This is a genomic window from Micromonospora sp. WMMD734 (assembly GCF_049178975.1).
Taxonomy (GTDB): Bacteria; Actinomycetota; Actinomycetes; order Mycobacteriales; family Micromonosporaceae; genus Micromonospora; species Micromonospora wenchangensis.
In genome coordinates, this window is the sequence record NZ_JBMHMK010000001.1 from 4,405,454 (window position 1) to 4,424,563 (window position 19,110).

Genomic DNA, 19,110 nt, shown 5'->3' on the forward strand with positions numbered 1-19,110 from the left:
GGCCTGTCAGATGCCCCGTAGCCCATGCCCTAGCGCGGCACCTGCCGGACGAGAGTCAGCTCACGGCACGAAACGTGGTCAGGGCTGGGCACATCGAGGCAGCCCTGCGTTTGTCTGGCATCCGACTCAGGACAGCCCACAGTCAGGAGGAAGTACGCGTAACGCCCCATCGCAATGATCAGCGACGATAGCTGGGGGTATCCACTCAGTCGCTCAATGGCTATGGTGTCGGCTCCGTCATCCCTCGCAACACATAGGACTTACGTGGGCATCCTCCAAGAGATGCAGCGGGCACACGCACGGCAGGTGCGCGCCCAGAAGCAGGCTCAAGCTGCCGCACACCGGCACCACCAGCAACTACGTCGAGATGCCGAACGCGCCTTGAAGGCCGCCCAGCGGACGGCCGTCGCCAACGAGCGCGAGCGCAAGCGGCTGTACGTCGAGGCACGGATGGCCGAGGTAGCCGCCGACAACTCCGGCCTCCAGGCGCACCTCGACGACCTGGACAATCTCTTGGCCGCAACTCTCGACGTCGACGACTACATCGACTTTCGCCGGCTACGTAAGTCGGTTGAGCACGCCCCGTTCAAGCCCGGCAACCTCGGGGTGCCGCTGACACCACCCGACTGGCAGCGGTTCGTGCCGGCCCCGCCCGGGTTCCTGGGCAAGATGTTCGGCGGCCAGGCCAAGTACCAGCAGCAGTTCGCTGCAGCTCAACAGGCATTCGTGCAGGCACAGGCGGAACACGGCGCCACCGAGGCCGAACGTCAGCGGAAGCTGGCCGCCGCCCACCAGCGCTATCTCCAGAAGTGCGCCAAGGTCGACGCGGAGGTGAACGCGCACAACGCGGAGATCGACCGCTTCGCGGCAGCCGTCGCCGCGGCGGAGCCGGCCGCGGTGGTCGATTACTTCGGCATGGTCCTGGGGAACTCCGTCTACCCAGACGACTTCCCGCAGCACTACCGACTGGCCTACGTTCCGGAATCCCGCCAACTTGTGGTGGAGTATCACCTGCCGACGCTCGATGTGATCCCCGCCGTACGCGAATACCGTTACGTCAAGGCCCGCGACGAGATCACCACCACCGCGCGGCCCAGCAAGGAGATCAAGGAGCGGTACGCCGTCCTCGTCGCCCGGGTCACCTTGCGGACGGTGCACGAATTGTTCGAGGCCGACCGGTCCAAGCTCGTCGACACGGTGGTGTTCAACGGCATCGTCGACACGACCGACCCTCGGACCGGAGCGTCCGTCCAGCCGTGCCTGGTGACGCTGCGGACCACCCGCGAGACCTTCACCGCGCTCAACCTGCGCCTGGTCGAGCCGCTCGCCTGCCTGGCGCATCTCAACGCCTCGGTGTCGAAACGGCCCGCCGAGCTGGCACCGGTCCGGCCAGTGCTGGAGTTCGACATGGTCGACAAGCGGTTCATCGACGAGGTGGACGTGTTGGCGGACCTGGACCAGCGACCCAACCTACTCAGGCTGACCCCGAACGAGTTCGAGAGCCTAATCCAGAACCTCTTCGCCAAGATGGGCCTGGACACCAAGCAGACCCGCCCGTCCCGGGACGGTGGCGTGGACTGCGTCGCCTTCGACCCGCGCCCCATCTTCGGTGGCAAGGTCGTCATCCAGGCCAAGCGCTACCGCAACACGGTCGACGTGTCCGCCGTGCGGGACCTCTTCGGCACCCTGCAGAACGAGGGTGCGTCGAAGGGCATTCTCGTCACCACCAGCGGCTACGGACCTGCCTCGTACGAGTTCGCCTCGGGTAAGCCGCTGGAGTTGATCGACGGCTCCAACCTGCTCTACCTGCTCGGCGAACACGCGGGGGTGACGGCCCGGATCGACCCCAGCGATCTGGACTGAGCATGGACATTCGGCGTCCACCCGAACAGGCGCTGATCATGCATTTCACCCATATTGACAACCTGCCGGCGATCCTGGCGGCGCGAAAGCTCGTCGCGGACAGCGTGGTGGGCTCGCTCCTGGTAACCGACGTAGGTTCGGTGCCCATCAAGACCAGCCGACGGACCAAACCGGTACCTTGCCCACCCGGCGGGTTCGTCGCCGATTACGTACCTTTCTACTTCGCGCCCTGCTCGCCGATGATGTTCCGCATCGCTAAGGATCATGAGACCGGTAAGTCTGGTTTCTACCCGGGTGGGGACGACCCGTTGGTTTACTTGGTCAGCTCAGTCGACCGTGTCAACCAGGCGGCCTTGCCGTGGGTGGCCAGCGATGGCAACTGTGCCGCCTCGCCCACCACGTTCTCCCGGAAGCTGGAAGATCTTGCTCATCTGGTGGACTGGCCGCTGATGCTGGAGAAAGATTGGAAGAACACCGATGAAGACCCGGATCGCAGACGGCGACGGATGGCCGAGCTACTGGTGTACCGGGAGTTTCCGCTGGAGCTGGTCGCCGGTTATGCCGTACGGACGACGGCACGGGAGACACAGCTGAGGCGGCTCCTCCGTTCTGCTGGCATCATCAACCCGTACGTCGCTGTCAGACCGGACTGGTACTACGGCTACACCCGGAGGGAGGTGCGCGAATGATCGTCGTTAGCCATGGCAACCTGCTCACCGCCGACGCCGAGGCCCTGGTCAACACCGTCAACACGGTGGGCGTCATGGGCAAGGGAATCGCCCTCCAGTTCAAGCGTGCCTTCCCCGCCAACTACGCGGCCTACCGAGCCGCCTGCACGGCGAAAGATGTCCAGTTGGGCCGGATGTTCGTGTTTGATTCCGGCCTGCTCGGCGCCCGCCGCTACGTGATCAACTTCCCGACCAAGGGTCACTGGAAGGCCAGCTCGAAGTTGTCCGACATCCAGTCCGGTCTCACTGATCTCGTCCGGGTCGTCCGGGAACATCAGATCCGCTCGGTGGCGCTGCCGGCCCTAGGCTGTGGCAACGGTGGACTCGACTGGGGCATGGTCCAACCGATGATCGAGCAGGCTTTCGCCGAACTGCCCGACGTCCAGGTGCTGGTGTTCCCTCCGGAGGGCGCTCCGGAGCCGGCGGACATGCCGGTCGCCACCCGGAAACCGGCCCTGACCGCCGGACGCGCCACACTGCTGCGGGCCATCGAACGTTATCTCGACCGCGCCCGCGCGTTGGAACCCCGGGATGGCATCACCAACCTGGAAATCCAGAAGATCGCCTACTTTCTCCAGGTCTTCGGGGAGCCGCTACGCCTCTCCTTCACCCGGGGCCGCTACGGGCCGTACGCGGAGAACCTTAACCACGTTCTCGATCGACTCGAAGGCCACTATCTGATCGGCTTCGGCGACCGATCCTCCCGGGTCGAGGAGTTGCGTCCCATCCACCTAACCGACGGAACCAGCGAGGCCGTTTCCGCGTGGTTCGCTGCCGGCCACCGGATGCCGGAAGCGCTCGACCGCATCGCTGTGCTGGTGGACGGGTTTGAGTCTCCGTACAGCCTCGAACTGCTCGCCACGGTGCACTTCGCCGGTGAGGTGGAGCCTCCGACCAGCGACCTCGACGAATTGATCGAACGTGTCCAGGCGTGGAGCGGGCGGAAGGCACGCCTGTTCACCCCGGCGCACGTCACCACCGCGTACGAGCGCCTACGGTCCGCCGGCTTGCTGCCGGACCTGGTCGCAGTTCGGTAGCCATTTGCCGGTGGAAACGAGCGGGGACCACCCATTTCGGCTATCGGGCGACCCGTACACTCTTCCCACCTTACAGTCGAACCCCTCGATATCATCCGAAGAGGCAAAGACGCCGTGCTTTAGGACGACGACGCAGCGCAAACCTCGCAATACTGTCATGTCGTCCGGGATGCAACGGCTCGGATGCTTGCCATATGGCCAACCTCGTCCGTCTGGCTGGCCGACGACGAGTTCAGCGGGGGTTCAGGTGTTTATCGACCCAGTCGAGTTGAAGAACGAGCAGGAGTATTTCGACGCCGCGTGGGAGCATCGGGAACGGATGCGGGCCAACCTTGATAGCGCAGCTAACGCCGCCGCAAATAGCGGTGCGGCCGCCCGCATCCGCCGCGACGCGAAAGCCAGGCAGGAAAAACTCGGCAAGCCCGACGAAGCCGTTGCATTCGCCCGAATGGATGATGAATCTGGGGAAAGCCTATACCTGGGCTATCACGCCATCTTCGATGACAAGTCAGACATCGTCGTCGTCAACTGGCAGGCACCGGCTGCCGCAAGGTTCCACAAAGCCACTCATGCTGATCCTTGCGGGCTGCGACTCAAGCGAGACTTCAGCTGTAAGAGCAACATGATTCAAAGCTTCACCGACACGATCCTGGCGGATCTATCGGCTGATATCGCGGAGCTTGAAAGTTGGAAACAGCCATCTGACACTCTGCTGGTAGAGCTAGACCGCAACCGTACCGGGTCTATGCAAGATATCGTCCGAACGATCCAGGCCGCGCAGTTCGATCTGATCCGCACCCCACTCGAAGGCGTGATGGTCGTCCAGGGCGGGCCTGGAACAGGGAAGACCGCTATTGCGCTCCACCGGGTTTCCTGGCTCCTGTTTAACTACCGGGACCAACTCACGGCGGAGAACATTCTCATCATCGGCCCTAACCCAACTTTTACCCGTTACACCCGCACGGTTCTTCCCACCCTTGGTGACATCAGCGTCGAGCAGCTCGATGTTCATCAGCTACACCCCCCGGTTCGCAGGGGTGGCACGGAGCCTGCCGAAATCGCTCGACTCAAGGGCGATCCCCGGATGATACGCCTGGTAGAACGGGCCCTCTACGCGCGAGTGAGTCTTCCCGACAACGAGAAGCACCTCCGTGTCGTGGTCGACGGGCATCGGATCACCCTGCCCGCTGAGGCTATCGCCGCAACCGTTGCTCGCTGCCGGGACAGTGGCGGCACCTACTCGGAGCGACGCCAACTCTTCCGTCAAGTACTGCCTGAAAAGATGTTCGACCTACTGGCCAGGGATGGTTCAAACGATTTCCGCCGAGGGGGAGCCAGCGGCATCCGGCAGGTACTGGATCCCGTGATGGACAGAATCTGGCCCTCAACCACCGCAGCAGCGTTTCTTCGAGAGTTGTACGGCTCGCGAGATCGGCTGATTGCCGCAGCCGGCGACGAGTTCACCGCACGCGAGGTCACCCTATTGCACCGGCGAGCAGCTGACAAGATGTCAGACGAGCAGTGGACCAATGCCGATCTCGCAGTCCTGGATGAGGCGGAGGACCTTATCAATGGGGTTGCGGGTCGATATGATCATGTCGTCGTCGACGAGGCGCAAGACCTTTCTCCCATGCAGTTGCGCTCGATCGCCCGCCGGTCAGCGAATGGCTCCTTCACCGTCGTAGGCGACATTGCCCAGTCGACGGGGCAGTGGGCACGGGACGAATGGGTTGACGTTGTCGAGCACCTAGCATCCGATCTTCCAGTCAATTATGAGGAACTGCGATACGGGTACCGCGTTCCCCGCCAGGTGTTCGAGTTCGCGGCACAGTTGCTACCGATCGCCGCGCCTTTGGTCAGGCCACCACAGGTGGTACGGGAGGGCCCGGCAGATCCCTCGATTCACAAGGTCGACGACGATGATCGAGCAAACGAGGCAGTCCGGGTTGCCATGGGCCATGCCGCCCACGGCAGATCCGTAGCAATTATCTGCCCTGACACGTGTCGTGAGAACTTAGAACTTGTGCTGAATGCCATGGATGTCGCTTGGCGTGCAGCTTCTGAGGGCGAGCTCGGCCCGGGAATCAACGTTGTCGGCCCTCATGAAGCCAAGGGTTTGGAGTTCGATGCCGTCGTGGTCATCGAACCAGCCGACATCGTGGCCGACGACGTTCGCGGCCATCGCCTGCTCTACGTAGCCATGACCAGGACCACCAGGTACCTAGACGTTGTTTGTAGCGGCAATCCACTGCCGACAAGCACCGATGCCGGCCCTTCGCTCACTGGCAGCATAGTGGAGAACCCTCAAGACGATGATCAGCCGGACCCGCTGGACTCGGACATCGACATCAATGCCCTGCTAGAGGCTTTCGAGGCCGAGTTAGCAAAGACGGAACCGGAAGATCAGTCACACGGGAAGCGGGGCGGGAAGATCGGCGATGTGGACCCGCCTCCTCCTGCTCCACGGACCAAAGCCTCCCTCCGGGTGGTCACGGCTTCGGCAGAGGACATCGTCGAGCTCCTACGCGAAAGCGTGGCACCGAACCTATGGCAAGAAGTTCTGAACAAAGCCGCAGAAATCATCCGGCACTCGCGGGACAAGGAGTAGCAAACTGGCGTACGATCGCGCGCTGATCTTTCCCGAAGAACCTTCGGTAGACGGCCTTCATGGGCTGGCCGGATCGGGCAGGTGGAGACGATCCACGGGCACCCCGGCCAGAGGCAGCCAGCGGCGGGCGTCGTCGAGCATCGCGGGCGGGCCGCAGACGTACACCTGCTGGTGGGGTTGGTGGTGGCGCAGCGCGGTGGTGAGCGCGTCGCCCTGCTCGGTCGGGTGCGCCTCGGGGTCGTCGGAGAAGACGGGCACGATGGTCAGCCAGTCGTGGGCGCACTGGAGCTTGTCGAGGACGATCGGGTCGTAGAGGTCGAAAAAGGTGCGGGCGCCGACGACCAGGGTGACCCGGCGGCCGTCGGGGGCGGCGGCGACCTGTTCGACCAGGGCGCGCAGCGGGGCCAGACCGGTGCCACCGGCCACCAGCAGCAGGTCACCGTCGCGCAGGTGCTGGCCGGTGTCGCGGGGCGGCCCGAGCCAGACCACGTCGCCGGGGTTCATCTCGTGGGCGAGGCTGACCGAGACGCTGCCGGCGGGGATGGCACGAACGTGCAGCTCGACGGTGCCCTCGGGGCGGGGCGCGTTGGCGGGGGAATACCAGCGCCACCGACCGGGATTGCGCGCCGTGCTGACGGCGACGGCCTGGCCGGGCCGGTAGCGCAGCCGCCGCCACGGCCGTACCGTCAGGACGGCGATGTGGTCGCCGGGGATGTCGCGGGCGAGCACCTGGGCGGGCCGCCACGGCGGATCGTCGTCGGCCCGCGCCGCCGCCTGCCGCAGCAACTCCACCGGCACCTCGGCACCGGCCAGCGCGCTGATCAGCTTGGCATGCGGCAGCAACGCGAACCGGCGGAAGGCATGGCCCAGCACGGTCAGCGTCACCGCCTGCGCCGCCGGCTCCGGGTCGGTGGCGAGCCGGCGGAGCGTGGCGATCAGCAGCTCGGCATCGTGGGCGGCGAGCCGATCCGGCAGCGCCGACCGCAACTCGTCGGCCTCCCTCACCGGGCCACCGCCCGCCGCACCCGGGCGATCCGTCCTTCGGGCAGGTCGGCTGCCCAGCACACCCCGACCAGGTAGTCACCGATGCGCCGATGCTGCTCCTCGGACAGGCCGAGCCCACCCCAGGCGTCCGCCGGCTCCCCGGCGAGCGCGGCGGTCACGCTCGCCGTGAGATGCGCGGCCAGCCGATCCCGATCCACCCCGACGAGGTACGGCGACAGCTCCGCGTCCGCCGTCACCAGCCGCAACCACCGGTGGACGATCTCCTCCGGCGTCATGGCTGCGCACCGCCCTCGGGTGCCCTGCTCACGATCGGACAGCAGGCACGGGTACGGGGTGTGTTCGCTGGCGCGCTGCGCTTCCTCCTCCTCGTCGGTGGCCGGGACGGGGAGGTCTGTTGCGGCGGTTTTCATGGTGTCTGCGGCCCCTGTTTCTCGGCGGAAGGGTGACGGGCACCGGGGCGGGCGGGGACGAGGTCGCGTCGTTCGGATCGACACGCCCCGGAGCCCAGCACCCGCCCCGGGCCATGCATCAACCCTGGTCGCAGATCCGTAGCTCGCTATGCCTGGATGTTCGCGACGGTCATGCGCCGTGGGTATACGCACGAAGGTGGGATCGATACGCCGACCAGCGACGGGCAGCGGCGAGGAGCGGACCGTGGTGGGGTCCAGGGGCGGTGCGTTGCTTGCGTTCCCAGAGCCGAACGAGCGCATCTGCGAAGGCGGTGACCGCATCGCCGGGCGCTGCCGCGAAGGCGGGGATCTGCCCTGCCCACGTCTCGGCATCGACCGGCTCATGTCCCGCGCGGACGAGCCGCAGGACGAGGAAAGCGGCGTCGATCCAGGCAGCGCCCCTGGCGGGACTGGACCAGTCGACCAGGTGTGGACGATCGCCCAGCAGGAAGTTCCGTGGCGTCATGTCGGTGTGCAGGAGGGTGTCACCGTCGACCAGTTCGGGGGCAATCAGGTCGCGCCATCGGTAGGTGAAGCGCTGGATCGGCACCGGAGGGGCGGGCGTCAACGTGTGCGCCAGCCCGGCCAGCAGATCGGCGAGCGGTGCGAGGTCCGGAGAGCCTGGAGCCAGGTCGGGATGCCGGCCGGCAACGTGGTCAAAGCCGAGCAGCAGCCAGCCGGACTGCTCGACGGTCCAACGCAGGCGTGGCGCGGCGGGCGGGAGCCACCTGTTGACCCTGGCCTCGTTACGGTGGAGCCAATCGGTCGGTCCGTCGACCTGGCAGCCCTTGCAGAAGAACCTGCCGGCAGCGGTGTCCAGGGTGACAGCCAGGTCGCAGTAAGCGCCGGACGGCACCGTCACCGCCGAGCGCATCGGGCCGATGTGGCGGGACACCTCATCGCGAACCCTGTCGGGCAACTCTTCCCAAGGCTGACGGCGTGGCATGTGGGCCTCCGACGGTGAGGCGGTCCCGGAGAGCCTATGCCTCCGGGCCGCCTCACCGTCGCGTCACCGCGTGGGACTGTCAGTGCAGCCCGCGTGGCATTGCGTGCACTCGATCGCCACACCGGCCCACAGCGTTCGGTCGAGCGTGAAACCGGCGGCGACGATCGCGGAGATGGTGCGGGAGAGCGGCGCACCGATCGGCTCCGGCGACGACGGGGGCGGGTCGTCGGAGGTGGGCTCCGGCTCATGGTGGATGAACCGGCCGGCGGTCCGCTGGCAGAAGTCGGCGTAGTCGCGGGTGTGCAGGATGAACGTGTGCCATCCGATGTCCACGATCTCGGAGGGACCGATCGGTTCCGTGGTGACGGCGCAGGCCCCGAGGAAGGCCAGCGCCTGATCCACGATCCGGGGTGGGAGGTCCGGGGACAACTCGGGGTGGTCATGGGCGATGCGACGGGCCAGCCGGGTGAAGAGCTCGTCAGACACGAGTTCCCTCCCGGCACGGGTTGCGCTGATCAGCAGCATGGCGCTCCTTCCGTTGGTGTCCAGCCCAGGCTGGCCCGTTCCGTGTCGCTCCCGCATGACAGTGCGAGCATCATCGATATACGCGCTGCGTATGCCACTCGACCACGCAGCGGGTTCAATGGATAGGCTCAACTTCGGATACAGCCGCCCGCGATTGGCGAGGTTGCCGGTGACACACACCAACTGCCCCAGGTGCGGCGGACGGCTGGCCCGCGACAACGACAGTGGGCGGTGCGCGCCCTGCCAGGCCGCCGAGCGCGACCGGTTGAGCGCGCCACCGGCGGTGCCGGCGTCGTTCTGGGCACATGAGCCGCTACGGCAGGCGCTCGCGTCCCGTCATCTGGGCCGGGTCATCCGGGCGTACCGGTTCCATCCGTACCACGGACGGTCGGCGTTTTCTCAGACCGTGGTGGCTGGGTGGCTCGGGATCACTCAGGCACAGTTGAGCCGGGTCGAGAACGGGTCGCCGGTGGTACACCTGGATCGGCTGGCCCACTGGGCGAAGATCCTCGGGATACCGGACACCCTGTTGTGGTTCAGCCTGCCCGACGCTCGGCTCATCTCGTCTGCGGACCCGGCCAGAAGGACGGCCGCTCCAGAGCCGGATTGCCACAACCGTGGGAACCTCGTGGGGTCACCCACGTTGCCAGCGTCGTTCGAGATACCGATAAAGGAGGTGGTCACGACGGACCGCCGGCAGTTCCATACGCTGGCAGCTTTGGCGGGACTTGGTTCCATGGGCGAGTGGGGCTTCCTCGCCACACTCGCGGACGAGTCTCCGTCCATCGGCCTCGAACACGTCCGCCTGGCCACTTCGTTGGTGAGGGAGTTCCGGCAGGCCGACGCGGTGGCCGGCGCCAATCAGCTATGCGACATTGCCATGCACGTTCATGGCCGCCTCTCATCCTGGGCAGCGAAGGCACGCTACAGCCGAGACGTCGGTGAAGCCCTCCAGGCATCGCTCGCCGACCTCGCCGCACAGACGGCATGGCTGGCGATCGACGCCGGCCGTCGGGTGGTTGCGCGTCCGTATCTGAACGACGCCATCACCAGGGCACGCCTCGCCGACGATCCCCAGGTCGAGGTACGCGCGCTCGCGCAACTCGCACTCCTCAACGGGGATTCCCAACCAACCGAGTCGCTGCACTGCGCGGACGCCGCGCTCCGGATATCCGCCGGCTGGGCCACCCCACGCCTACGGACACTCCTGCACCTCCGCCGGGCATGCGCATTCGCCGCGCTTCAGGACCGCAGCGCGTTTGAGCGCGAGATGCGCAAGGCACGCCAAGAGTTGGAGCGGGGCCCGCACGAGAGCGACCCGGAGTTCATCCACTTCGTCAACTTTCAAGAGGTGCAGGGCCTGGAAGCACTGTCGTTTTTCTCCCTCGACCAACCGAGACGCGCAGCCGAGGCGCTCCGCGACGCCATCGCCAACTCGTCCCCCGCGCACCGGCGCAACCAGGTCTACTACCGCGTCAGACTGGCTGAGGCAACTCACCGAGAAGGCGACGTCAACCAGGCTGCCCTGATGGCGCTTGGCCTCCTACCTGAGGTGAGGCAGATGAACTCCCGGCGCGTAACTCGGCACCTGGCCGACATCCGGTCGGCATTGGGTCAGGTGACCCGGCCGACCGCCCCTGTCCGGAACTTCATCGAAGCCTTCGACGGCGAGGTCGCCTGATGAACGAGAAGCTGACCCTCCGCCGTTACGGCGCGACCGAATCCGAAGGAATCATCGAGCAACTGGTCGACCTCTACCTTGAGGTTCACGCGGGTGCTGGCGGGTTCTACAGTGCGGACCGCTACCGTCGCCAACTCTCGGCCCATCGACAGCGCGCCGGGTGGGTGTTGATCACCGCGAGGCTGGGCGAAGAGTTGATCGGCTACGTGTACGGGTTCCCACTCGCACCCGACACCCGATGGTGGGATGGCATTGAGGAGCCCGTACCGGCCGGCTTCACCGACGAGGACGGGCAACGCACTTTTGCCATCTGCGAACTGCTGGTGCGGGCCGCCTGGCGGCGGCAAGGCGTCGCACGCGCACTACATGACGACCTGGTCAGTAGTCGACACGAGAAGCGAATGACCCTTCTCGCCCGGCCAGACAACGGCCCTGCCCAGGCCGCCTACCGATCCTGGGGGTGGCAGACCATTACCCGACTCAAACCCAACTGGCCTGATGCGCCCGTGTTCGACATTCTCACCCACGATTCGCGCAAGGTGTCCTCGCCTGAGAGGCCGCCGGCCGCTCCGGGCAACCTACGCCCGTGACGGGTGGGTTGCCCAGAGGCGACCGGCTCGGGACACAGCAGCCGAATCTGGGTGGAGACACGGAGTTGCTTCACAATGATCCTCGGTGCGACAGCGGCCCATCCGGGCAGGGCCGTCGCTTTACCGGGTGGCCGCTGGCCACGAGGAGCGACATCGTGGCCAGCGGCAAGCCAGGCCCGACACCCGACGGCAGCCGTGACATGGCTGCCGCACGGCCGGGGTCAGATTCCTCAGAGTAGCTGCTTGAGCAGACCCGAGAACTCCCTCAACTCGTCGATCTGCTGGTCACTGAGCGCCTTTTCGTCAAAGTGAGCAATCTGGTTACGTATGACTCTCACCCTGTCCAGTTGAGCCACGAACTGGGATCTATCCACTCCACCCCAGCCCAGCAGCTTCCAGTTCTCCACCGCATTGAGGCGCTGCTTCCCGTTCCCCTGCTCGCAGTCCAGCAGCCTGACATACTCGCCGAACATCAGCTTGGAGAAGTCGCCTGAGTGATTTTCCCCCTTCAACTTCTTGACCGAATCGCCAGCGAGCTTTGGCCCCAGGCATCTCCGGAGACGGAACTCGATCTCACCGACCAGAAAGAATGGCAATGCAATATTCTGGAATCGCTTGGCGATATCAGAGCCGGTTATTATCCCCACGAAGACGCCGCTGTTCTCCCGAACCAGCAAGTATCCGTGACGTTGAATCTCGGGCAGGCGGGTGAAGAGTTCCTGGTGAACCTCCGCCACGGGGATCGCATCACGGACCATCGACTTTGCGAGCGTGGGATTAGTCTCGCCGATCTCGTACCGCGCAGTGATGGAGTCCCAGGTCACGACACCCTTGAGATCGGCAAGCCCGTCGATCACCGGCAGTTGCGAGTAGTTCTTCACGCGCATCGTATGCGTGGCGGAACGCAGCGACGACTTGGACGTGACCGAGTCGATTCCGGCACGGGCCGAAGGCACGTCGCCGATCCGAAGTGGCTGCTGGGGCAAGGTGCCTGTCTGCACCTCCCCTTCGGCTTCCTCCTCGACGAACGGCACCGCTGCCTGAGGGACGATCAGCATGTCGGTCTTGAGTCCGCAGGTCGTGAAGGAGGGATGAGTGTCGAGGCCCACCTCATGCAACGCATCCTGGATCAGGGGAACGGTCTGATAATTGCGGACACGTTCACCGAACATTTCCAGGAGGGCAGGAACCCGTATGGTCTTCCCCTTGAGGTCGAGTAGTTCCTGACGGCTTGGAAGAGATGGACTCACCGGTCCACCTCGTTACGGAAGACCGTGCGCTTACCCATGGCCTCGTTGACCAGTTCAACCAGTCTAGCCGAGCGGTCGTCGTAGAACTTGTCGAAGTCGTCCTCACGCAGGAAATCCGGATTGATCACGTGAGTGGCGACGACGTCGTCGAACCATTCGGGCCGCGTGCCGGTTTCCCTGGCAAGCACCTGCAGATAGGCCGATGGCGAACCCGTCAGACTCTTGCTCGCCCGGTAGGACAAAGGGGTCTTGTTCACGATCGAATTGCCCCGCCAGTCACCGGGGACATGCCGGGCCAACCACTGCTTCGGGAAAACATGACGAATGTCGACAGCATGCTGCAGGATCGACCCCGGGGTGAAAGGGGATTCGCTGTGGTACCAGTCGACGGCACCCTGCTTGACGAGCAGCGCAAAAATGCCCTTGTAGGCGGCGCTGTTACGGGTGGTCAGGGTATCCAACCGGTCGGCCAGGAAGGCCGCTTCCGCGATGGTGTCGGGCGCGCTCAGCAACTGACCCTTCGCTGCGGCAACGAGTTGTTCGACATCACGGGTGAAGCGACTCTCAGTCGCACCACCGTACATTTCACCCAGCACCCCACACCAGTACCAGCGGGTGAGCAGTTCCCGGGTGCCGACCTCATCGGCCTGGTCACCGAGGATCGCTCGTACCGCAGCCAAGGGCACGAGCTGGGTTCGGTAGGGAAGGTCGGCCTGTCGCACGATGAACTGCTCGTTGAGGAACCCCCCGACCCAGCCGAAGGCACTCGCCACCCTGGGCGCAAGCCGAATGAAGTCGTCCAGCGGCAGGTTCAGGAGATCACGTCGTTTGCAGGAAACAGCCATGTTCGGCTTGGTCCTCTTGCGTTCCCATGTGTTGACCAGGGTGACGGCTTGCAGAAATTCACTGGTGCTCAAGCCATCGTCGACCCCCTGCTCCAGGCGCCCCAAGACCGGGTATGCGGTGGCCAGGGTCCGCTTGATGTCCTGCCACACGTCAGGCAACCGGTAGTAGTCGCCGTGGTTCTGCTCGTACTGACTGTCGCCTGCATAGGTGGCGGTCAACAGTTCGAACACGTTCAACGGAACGCCGCCGGTGTTGACGCGCTCGAACACCGAGCAGACGGCATCCTTGGTGGTGGAGGCCGCAAGCTTGATCATGGGAATCTGGAACGACTTGATGTTGTGGAGAATCAGTTGGTCGAACTTGGCCCACAATTCCCAGTTCGCATCGTCGAGCTTGACGAATTCACGCTGCCATGCGGTGACCTTGTCGCTGTTGAAAACATCGCTCAGTGGAAAGTGCCTCGCGCCGCACTCTTTCGACCGACTACTGAGATCGAGGTTGATCGTGCGAGCGAAGTTCGAACGGAGGACACGGTCCTTCGGTACGGAAACGATGGCCTCGTCCCGGTCGGTGGACGAACCGACAGCCCGCTCCATGTCCACGTAATACCAACGCTCAAGGTCCTTGTTGCGATCATCGACGGTCCGCACCGGCTGGTCAAGGTGCAGGGCCTGGAACAGGGAGGTGAGCCGTTGCTGACCGTCCAATAGCAGTAGGTCAGGAACAACCGCCCGACCGGCCTCCGCACCGGTCAGGGTACGAGGACGAAAGGGCTTCTTACCACCCGTCTCGAGCGTCATCACAACGCCGAGCGGATAGTCGAGGGTTACCGTTGCGATCAACTCCCGGATGCGCTGGTCATCCCACTTCCACTCACGTTGGAAGTCTGGCAGCTGCAATATCCCCGACTTGATGTCTTTCAAGAGGTCGTAAAGCTTCGGACTGTCGAGCGCCATCGAGCGATCTCCCTGGGAACCTATCGTGAGAGCGAACCGGTCAGATTATCGACCGTCACTCTGATGGTCAAGGTCGTCTCAACGGATAATCTCCTGGGGGTAATCGACTGCGGCACACGACGGACACCCCGGGTACCCCCCAGTCGGCGGAAGTCGGCAGAGCTGACACACACGCTAACCTCCACCCTCATGGACGACGACGGGCTTGCGATGGGGATCTACGAACACCTGGTCACCCACCATGTCGCTGCCTGTCTCCAACCCCTGGATCCGGCCCAGGTCCAGCACCATCCCCTGGACCCCGCCGATGCCCACCATCCCCTCACCCGCCACCTCGCCGCGCTCATCGGACGTGCCCTGCAAGCCGTCCCCAACGGCGATGACAAGCTCCGCCACCAGGTCGAGCTGACCAACCGGATCGCGGAGGCCATCGCCACGCTCAGCCCCGCCGCGACCGACCAGCACGACCAGATCGCCGACGCCAGAAACCTCCTGCACGCCATCGCCGCCCCACCCACGCCCCCGGCGCAGCCGACCTTCCCGCAGCGCCCCACCACCCCGCTCTCCACCGGCGCACTGCTGGTCAACGGCAAGCACCAGCCGCGCATCGGCCACGAGGTCAACCACGAGATGGCCTCGGCGCAACGCGTCGACCTGCTCTGCGCGTTCATCAAGTGGCACGGCCTGCGCATCGTCGAACCGGCGATTCGGGAGCTGATCCGGCGCGGGGGCACACTGCGGGTCATCACCACCACCTACCTGGGCGCGACCGACCAACGCGCCCTCGACCGGCTCGCCGAGCTCGGGGCCGACATCAAGGTCTCCTACGAGACCAGGACCACCCGGCTGCACGCCAAGGCGTGGCTGTTCCGCCGCCACCACGGGCTGACCACCGCGTACGTCGGGTCGAGCAACCTGTCGAAAGCCGCGCTGGTCGACGGGGTGGAGTGGAACGTCCGGATCTCGAACGTCGAGCAGCCGCACGTCATCAACACGTTCACCGCCACGTTCGAGGACTACTGGAACGACCCGGCGTTCGAGACCTACGACCCGGGTAGGGACGCCGACCGGTTGCGGCGGGCGTTGAGCGGGGAACGCCGCCCCGACGAACCGACGCAGATCGCCAACCTGGACGTGCGGCCGTACCCGTACCAGGCGGAGATCCTGGCCGACCTGGACGCCGAGCGGCAGGTGCACGGCCGGCACCGCAACCTGGTGGTGATGGCGACCGGCACCGGCAAGACGGTGGTGGCGGCGCTGGACTACCGGCGGCTACACAGAAACAGGACCGTCGACTCGTTGCTGTTCGTCGCCCACCAGGAGCAGATCCTCCGGCAGAGCCTGTCGACGTTCCGGCAGGTCATGGGGGACGGCAGCTTCGGCGAGACCCTGGTGGCCGGCCAGGTGCCGACACACTGGACGCACGTCTTCGCCTCCATCCAGTCGCTGCACCGGCGGGAGATCGACCCGCAGGCGTACGACATGGTGATCGTCGACGAGTTCCACCACGCGGAAGCGCCGACGTACGCCCGGTTGTTGGAGCGGCTTGCTCCGCGCGTACTGCTGGGGCTCACCGCGACGCCCGACCGGGCCGACGGCGGCGACGTGCGGCGGTGGTTCGACGGCCGCGCGGCCGTGGAGCTGCACCTGTGGGACGCGTTGGAGCGGCAACTGCTCGCGCCGTTCCAATACTTCGGGGTGCACGACGACACGGATCTGTCGCACCTGCGCTGGCGGCGCGGCCAGGGGTACGACCTGGCGGATCTCGACGACGTCTACACCGGTGACGACGCACGGGCGCGAATCATCCTCCGGGCCGTCCGGGACACTGTGGACACCGATCGGATGCGGGCGCTCGGGTTCTGCGTGGGCATCGGGCACGCCGAGTTCATGGCGGACTGGTTCACCAGGCACGGCGTACCGTCGGCGGCGGTGACCTCGCGGGTCGACCGGGCGGAGCGCGACCGGCTGCTGCGGGAGTTCCGGGCCGGGACGCTGCGGGTGCTGTTCACCGTCGACCTGTTCAACGAGGGTGTCGACCTGCCGATGGTCGACACGATTCTGATGCTGCGGCCCACCGAGAGCGCCACCATCTTCCTCCAGCAGTTGGGCCGTGGGCTGCGCCTCGACGACGACAAGCCGTGCCTGACCGTGCTCGACTTCATCGGCGGGCAGCACGCCAACTTCCGGTTCGACCTGCGGTGGCGGGCGCTGACCGGGGTCAGCCGCCGAGCCGTCAGAGCCGCCGTCGAGCAGGACTTCCCGTCGTTACCCAGCGGCTGCCACGTGCAGCTCGACCGGGTCGCCAAGGAGATCGTGCTCGACAACCTGCGCACCGCGCTGCCCACGTCCAAGAAGGGCCTGGTGGCCGAGCTGCGGCAGCTCGGTGACGTGAGCCTCGCCGAATTCCTGCGGGAGACCGGCCTGGAGATCGAGGACGTCTACCGGTCGGCGTCGGCCGGCGGATGGACCGGGCTGCGGCGGCTCGCCGGCCTCGACACCTCCGCACCCGGCCCGGCCGACCGCGAGTTGGGCCGGGCCATCGGCCGGATGCTGCACCTGGACGACGTTGACCGGCTCGACCTGCTGGCCCGGGTCGCCGCCGGTTCACCGCCGCCTGCCGGCCGGCTGTGGCACATGCTGCACTTCGACCTGTGGGGGCCGCAGGTGCCGCTGACCGCCCGGGAGGAACGGCTCAAGTGGCTGTGGGCGGAGCCGGCCCGCTGCGCCGAGTTGCGTCAGGTCGCCGAGGTGCTGCGGGAGCGCATCCACCGGGTCACCGCGCCGGTCGGCGTGCTGCGGGTGCACGCCCGGTACAGCCGCAACGAGGCGTGCGCGGCGTTCGGCATGACCAACCCCGGATCGTTGCGGGAAGGGGTGAAGTGGTTGGAGGCTGAACAGGCGGACCTGTTCTTCGTCACCCTGGTCAAGTCGGAGCAGCACTACTCCCCCACCACGATGTACGCCGACCGGGCGATCACCGAGCGGCTGTTCCAGTGGGAGTCGCAGAGCACCACCTCGGAGTCGTCCCCTACCGGTCAGCGGTACGTCCACCACGCGGCACGGGGTTCGACGGTGCACCTGTTCGTGCGGGAGACCCGGATTCCGGATCGGGACCTCGGCGCACCGGCCTACCTGTACGCCGGCCCGATGACCTACCGGCAGCACAGCGGGGAACGGCCGATGCGGATCGTCTGGGAGTTGGCGACCCCGCTGCCCGCCGACCTGTACGCGGCGGCCCGCACCATCGCCGCCTGAGGGGCGATGACAGCAATTCTGGTGGCGGAGGACCCATGGATGGTCCGCCTCGCACGGCTGAGGGAGCGTCGTCGGCACCGGGCGCCCACACCCGTGGCGAGGTGGGCTGCCCGGTACCCAGCCCGAATCAGCTGTGTTGCGCCCGCTCGAAGAGTGGGCGGGTGATCGCCGTGCTGAACTGCGGCCCCACCAGGTAACGCTTCCCCGGAATGTAGCCGTGGGAGTTGTCGCCGACGACGGTGCCGAGCCCGGTGTGCCGGTCGAAGTTCGTGAGTCGCGGGCCGCCACTGGAGCCGCCGCCCATCACGCATGCGGTGCCCCACTGGCCGGGCGGCTCCGGCCAGTCCTCGGTCGACTGCTGCTCCACCGCCCGGCCGGCGCAGTAGGCGAGTCGCTCACCGGTGTATTCCGGCAGCCCCTCGCGGGCCTCGTCGGAACTGGCCCGGGGGTAGCCGAACTGGTGCACCACCCGCGCGCCCGGCACGTCGTAGCCGATCCGCTGGGCGACGCCGACCGCGTCCTGCACCCGGCGTCCGTCGCTGTTCGGGTGGAGCACCACGAACGCCTGGTCGTACGAGTCGTACAGGCTTTCGATCTGGTCGTTGAGCAGCCACGTCGACGGGGCCACCGACAGCCGGGCGACGAACCTGCCGTACGGCGCCCGGCCGTCGGTGTAGCCGGGGACGAACAGCACGTTGGCCGACCACTGGTTGTCCTCACCGATGAGGTCGGTGTTGTTGACGCAGTGCGCGGCGGTCACCACCGTGCTGCGGTTGGCGCTGTCCAGCACCGTCGCCGTGCAGCTGGCGTCCTCGCCGTGGTCGGTGAAGAAGAGCCTGCCGACGGTACGCGACACGGCGTCCGCCCGGGTCCATGGCGCGCCGTCCGGCTTCGCCACGGGCGGCACCTGCGCCGACGGGGTCTTCAGAGCCGCTATCCGCTGCGGCGTCCAGTACGCCAGCACCGCCTGCCGCTCGGCGGCGGTGACGGCGACGGCGTGGGTGGCGACCGTTCCGGGAGCGGCGGTGGCGGGCTGCTGAGCGAGCCCGGTCAGAGTCGTCGTCACGAGCGCGGTGACCGCTCCGGCGACGCCGACGCGACGACGCAGGCCGGGGGTTGGCTTCGATGTCATGACGGGGAACGTACGGCCGGATTGTCAGAAAGACGTTTGTGGAGATGCCCCTTCCGCTCCGGGGTCTGACGCCGGATCCGCTCCGGAAGGTGGATACGGTCGGCGGGCACACCGGCGACCGAGGGGGCGGCGGCGACCTGCTCGACCGGGGCGCGCAGCGGGGCCAGCCCGGTGCCACCGGCCACCAGCAGCAGGTCACCGTCGCGCAGGTGTAGGCCGGTGTCGCGGGACGGGCC

At 66.2% G+C, this 19,110-nt stretch carries 15 protein-coding genes; 8 read left to right on the forward strand and 7 right to left on the reverse strand.

Annotated features, from left to right (window positions below):
- Positions 1-282: 282 nt before the first annotated feature.
- From ACN267_RS18730 to ACN267_RS18745, 4 genes are all read left to right on the forward strand, one after another.
- The gene (locus ACN267_RS18730) at positions 283-1,863 is read left to right on the forward strand and encodes a restriction endonuclease (RefSeq protein WP_232378469.1); all 1,581 of its coding nucleotides are present in this window, start codon (positions 283-285) and stop codon (positions 1,861-1,863) included.
- 2 nt (positions 1,864-1,865) lie between these two features.
- Positions 1,866-2,552 carry a type II toxin-antitoxin system toxin DNA ADP-ribosyl transferase DarT gene (darT, locus tag ACN267_RS18735; RefSeq protein ID WP_357657933.1) on the forward strand — a complete coding sequence of 229 codons (687 nt, stop codon included), beginning with the start codon at positions 1,866-1,868 and terminating at the stop codon, positions 2,550-2,552.
- Positions 2,549-3,628, forward strand: a complete 1,080-nt coding sequence (darG, locus tag ACN267_RS18740) for a type II toxin-antitoxin system antitoxin DNA ADP-ribosyl glycohydrolase DarG (protein ID WP_421489242.1) — start codon at positions 2,549-2,551, stop codon at positions 3,626-3,628. Before darT ends, darG begins: the two co-directional genes overlap by 4 nt.
- A gap of 268 nt (positions 3,629-3,896) precedes the next feature.
- Positions 3,897-6,236 (forward strand): HelD family protein, encoded by a 2,340-nt coding sequence (locus tag ACN267_RS18745; protein WP_421489243.1) that lies wholly within the window; start codon positions 3,897-3,899, stop codon positions 6,234-6,236.
- A gap of 57 nt (positions 6,237-6,293) precedes the next feature.
- Here ACN267_RS18745 and ACN267_RS18750 read toward each other — a convergent pair whose 3' ends face one another.
- The 4 genes from ACN267_RS18750 to ACN267_RS18765 form a co-directional block, all read right to left on the reverse strand.
- Complete coding sequence (locus tag ACN267_RS18750) at positions 6,294-7,241, reverse strand: FAD-binding oxidoreductase (protein WP_421489244.1); 948 nt, start codon at positions 7,239-7,241, stop codon at positions 6,294-6,296.
- A complete protein-coding gene (locus ACN267_RS18755; protein ID WP_421489245.1) occupies positions 7,238-7,516 on the reverse strand; it encodes a hypothetical protein in 279 nt (92 codons plus the stop codon). The genes ACN267_RS18750 and ACN267_RS18755 overlap by 4 nt, the downstream gene beginning before the upstream one ends.
- 304 nt (positions 7,517-7,820) lie before the next feature.
- On the reverse strand, positions 7,821-8,585 hold the full coding sequence (locus ACN267_RS18760) for a hypothetical protein (protein ID WP_357657936.1): 765 nt from the start codon (positions 8,583-8,585) through the stop codon (positions 7,821-7,823).
- A 114-nt stretch (positions 8,586-8,699) separates the two neighbouring features.
- Positions 8,700-9,122 carry a hypothetical protein gene (locus ACN267_RS18765; protein WP_307826335.1) on the reverse strand — a complete coding sequence of 141 codons (423 nt, stop codon included), beginning with the start codon at positions 9,120-9,122 and terminating at the stop codon, positions 8,700-8,702.
- 208 nt (positions 9,123-9,330) lie between these two features.
- Here ACN267_RS18765 and ACN267_RS18770 point away from each other — a divergent pair, with 208 nt between their 5' ends.
- Both ACN267_RS18770 and ACN267_RS18775 read left to right on the forward strand, forming a co-directional pair.
- Complete coding sequence (locus ACN267_RS18770) at positions 9,331-10,842, forward strand: helix-turn-helix domain-containing protein (RefSeq protein WP_421489246.1); 1,512 nt, start codon at positions 9,331-9,333, stop codon at positions 10,840-10,842.
- Entirely contained in the window at positions 10,842-11,432 is a 591-nt protein-coding gene (locus ACN267_RS18775; RefSeq protein WP_204927263.1) for a GNAT family N-acetyltransferase, read from the forward strand. The genes ACN267_RS18770 and ACN267_RS18775 overlap by 1 nt, the downstream gene beginning before the upstream one ends.
- Before the next feature lie 230 nt (positions 11,433-11,662).
- Here the strand turns inward: ACN267_RS18775 and ACN267_RS18780 are convergent, their stop codons facing one another.
- Positions 11,663-12,682 carry a CBS domain-containing protein gene (locus tag ACN267_RS18780; protein ID WP_421489247.1) on the reverse strand — a complete coding sequence of 340 codons (1,020 nt, stop codon included), beginning with the start codon at positions 12,680-12,682 and terminating at the stop codon, positions 11,663-11,665.
- Positions 12,679-14,484, reverse strand: a complete 1,806-nt coding sequence (locus ACN267_RS18785; protein WP_421489248.1) for a GmrSD restriction endonuclease domain-containing protein — start codon at positions 14,482-14,484, stop codon at positions 12,679-12,681. The genes ACN267_RS18780 and ACN267_RS18785 overlap by 4 nt, the downstream gene beginning before the upstream one ends.
- 189 nt (positions 14,485-14,673) lie before the next feature.
- Between ACN267_RS18785 and ACN267_RS18790 the strand changes: the two genes are divergently transcribed.
- Positions 14,674-17,742, forward strand: coding sequence for a DUF3427 domain-containing protein (locus ACN267_RS18790; protein WP_421489249.1), 3,069 nt, complete (start codon positions 14,674-14,676; stop codon positions 17,740-17,742).
- A 127-nt stretch (positions 17,743-17,869) separates the two neighbouring features.
- On the opposite strand, the gene ACN267_RS18795 is transcribed toward ACN267_RS18790, so the two are convergent.
- Complete coding sequence (locus ACN267_RS18795) at positions 17,870-18,874, reverse strand: trypsin-like serine peptidase (RefSeq protein ID WP_204956603.1); 1,005 nt, start codon at positions 18,872-18,874, stop codon at positions 17,870-17,872.
- Between the two features lie 89 nt (positions 18,875-18,963).
- Between ACN267_RS18795 and ACN267_RS18800 the strand changes: the two genes are divergently transcribed.
- Positions 18,964-19,089, forward strand: coding sequence for a hypothetical protein (locus ACN267_RS18800; protein ID WP_421489250.1), 126 nt, complete (start codon positions 18,964-18,966; stop codon positions 19,087-19,089).
- Positions 19,090-19,110: the final 21 nt, after the last annotated feature.

What these genes read in the sequence shown, in the direction of transcription:
- ACN267_RS18730 (WP_232378469.1), top strand. Translation starts at nt 283, where the DNA reads ATGCAGCGGGCACACGCACGGCAGGTGCGCGCCCAGAAGCAGGCTCAA.
- darT (WP_357657933.1), top strand. Translation starts at nt 1,866, where the DNA reads ATGGACATTCGGCGTCCACCCGAACAGGCGCTGATCATGCATTTCACC.
- darG (WP_421489242.1), top strand. Translation starts at nt 2,549, where the DNA reads ATGATCGTCGTTAGCCATGGCAACCTGCTCACCGCCGACGCCGAGGCC.
- ACN267_RS18755 (WP_421489245.1), bottom strand. Translation starts at nt 7,516, where the DNA reads ATGACGCCGGAGGAGATCGTCCACCGGTGGTTGCGGCTGGTGACGGCG.
- ACN267_RS18775 (WP_204927263.1), top strand. Translation starts at nt 10,842, where the DNA reads ATGAACGAGAAGCTGACCCTCCGCCGTTACGGCGCGACCGAATCCGAA.
- ACN267_RS18785 (WP_421489248.1), bottom strand. Translation starts at nt 14,484, where the DNA reads ATGGCGCTCGACAGTCCGAAGCTTTACGACCTCTTGAAAGACATCAAG.
- ACN267_RS18790 (WP_421489249.1), top strand. Translation starts at nt 14,674, where the DNA reads ATGGACGACGACGGGCTTGCGATGGGGATCTACGAACACCTGGTCACC.
- ACN267_RS18795 (WP_204956603.1), bottom strand. Translation starts at nt 18,874, where the DNA reads ATGACATCGAAGCCAACCCCCGGCCTGCGTCGTCGCGTCGGCGTCGCC.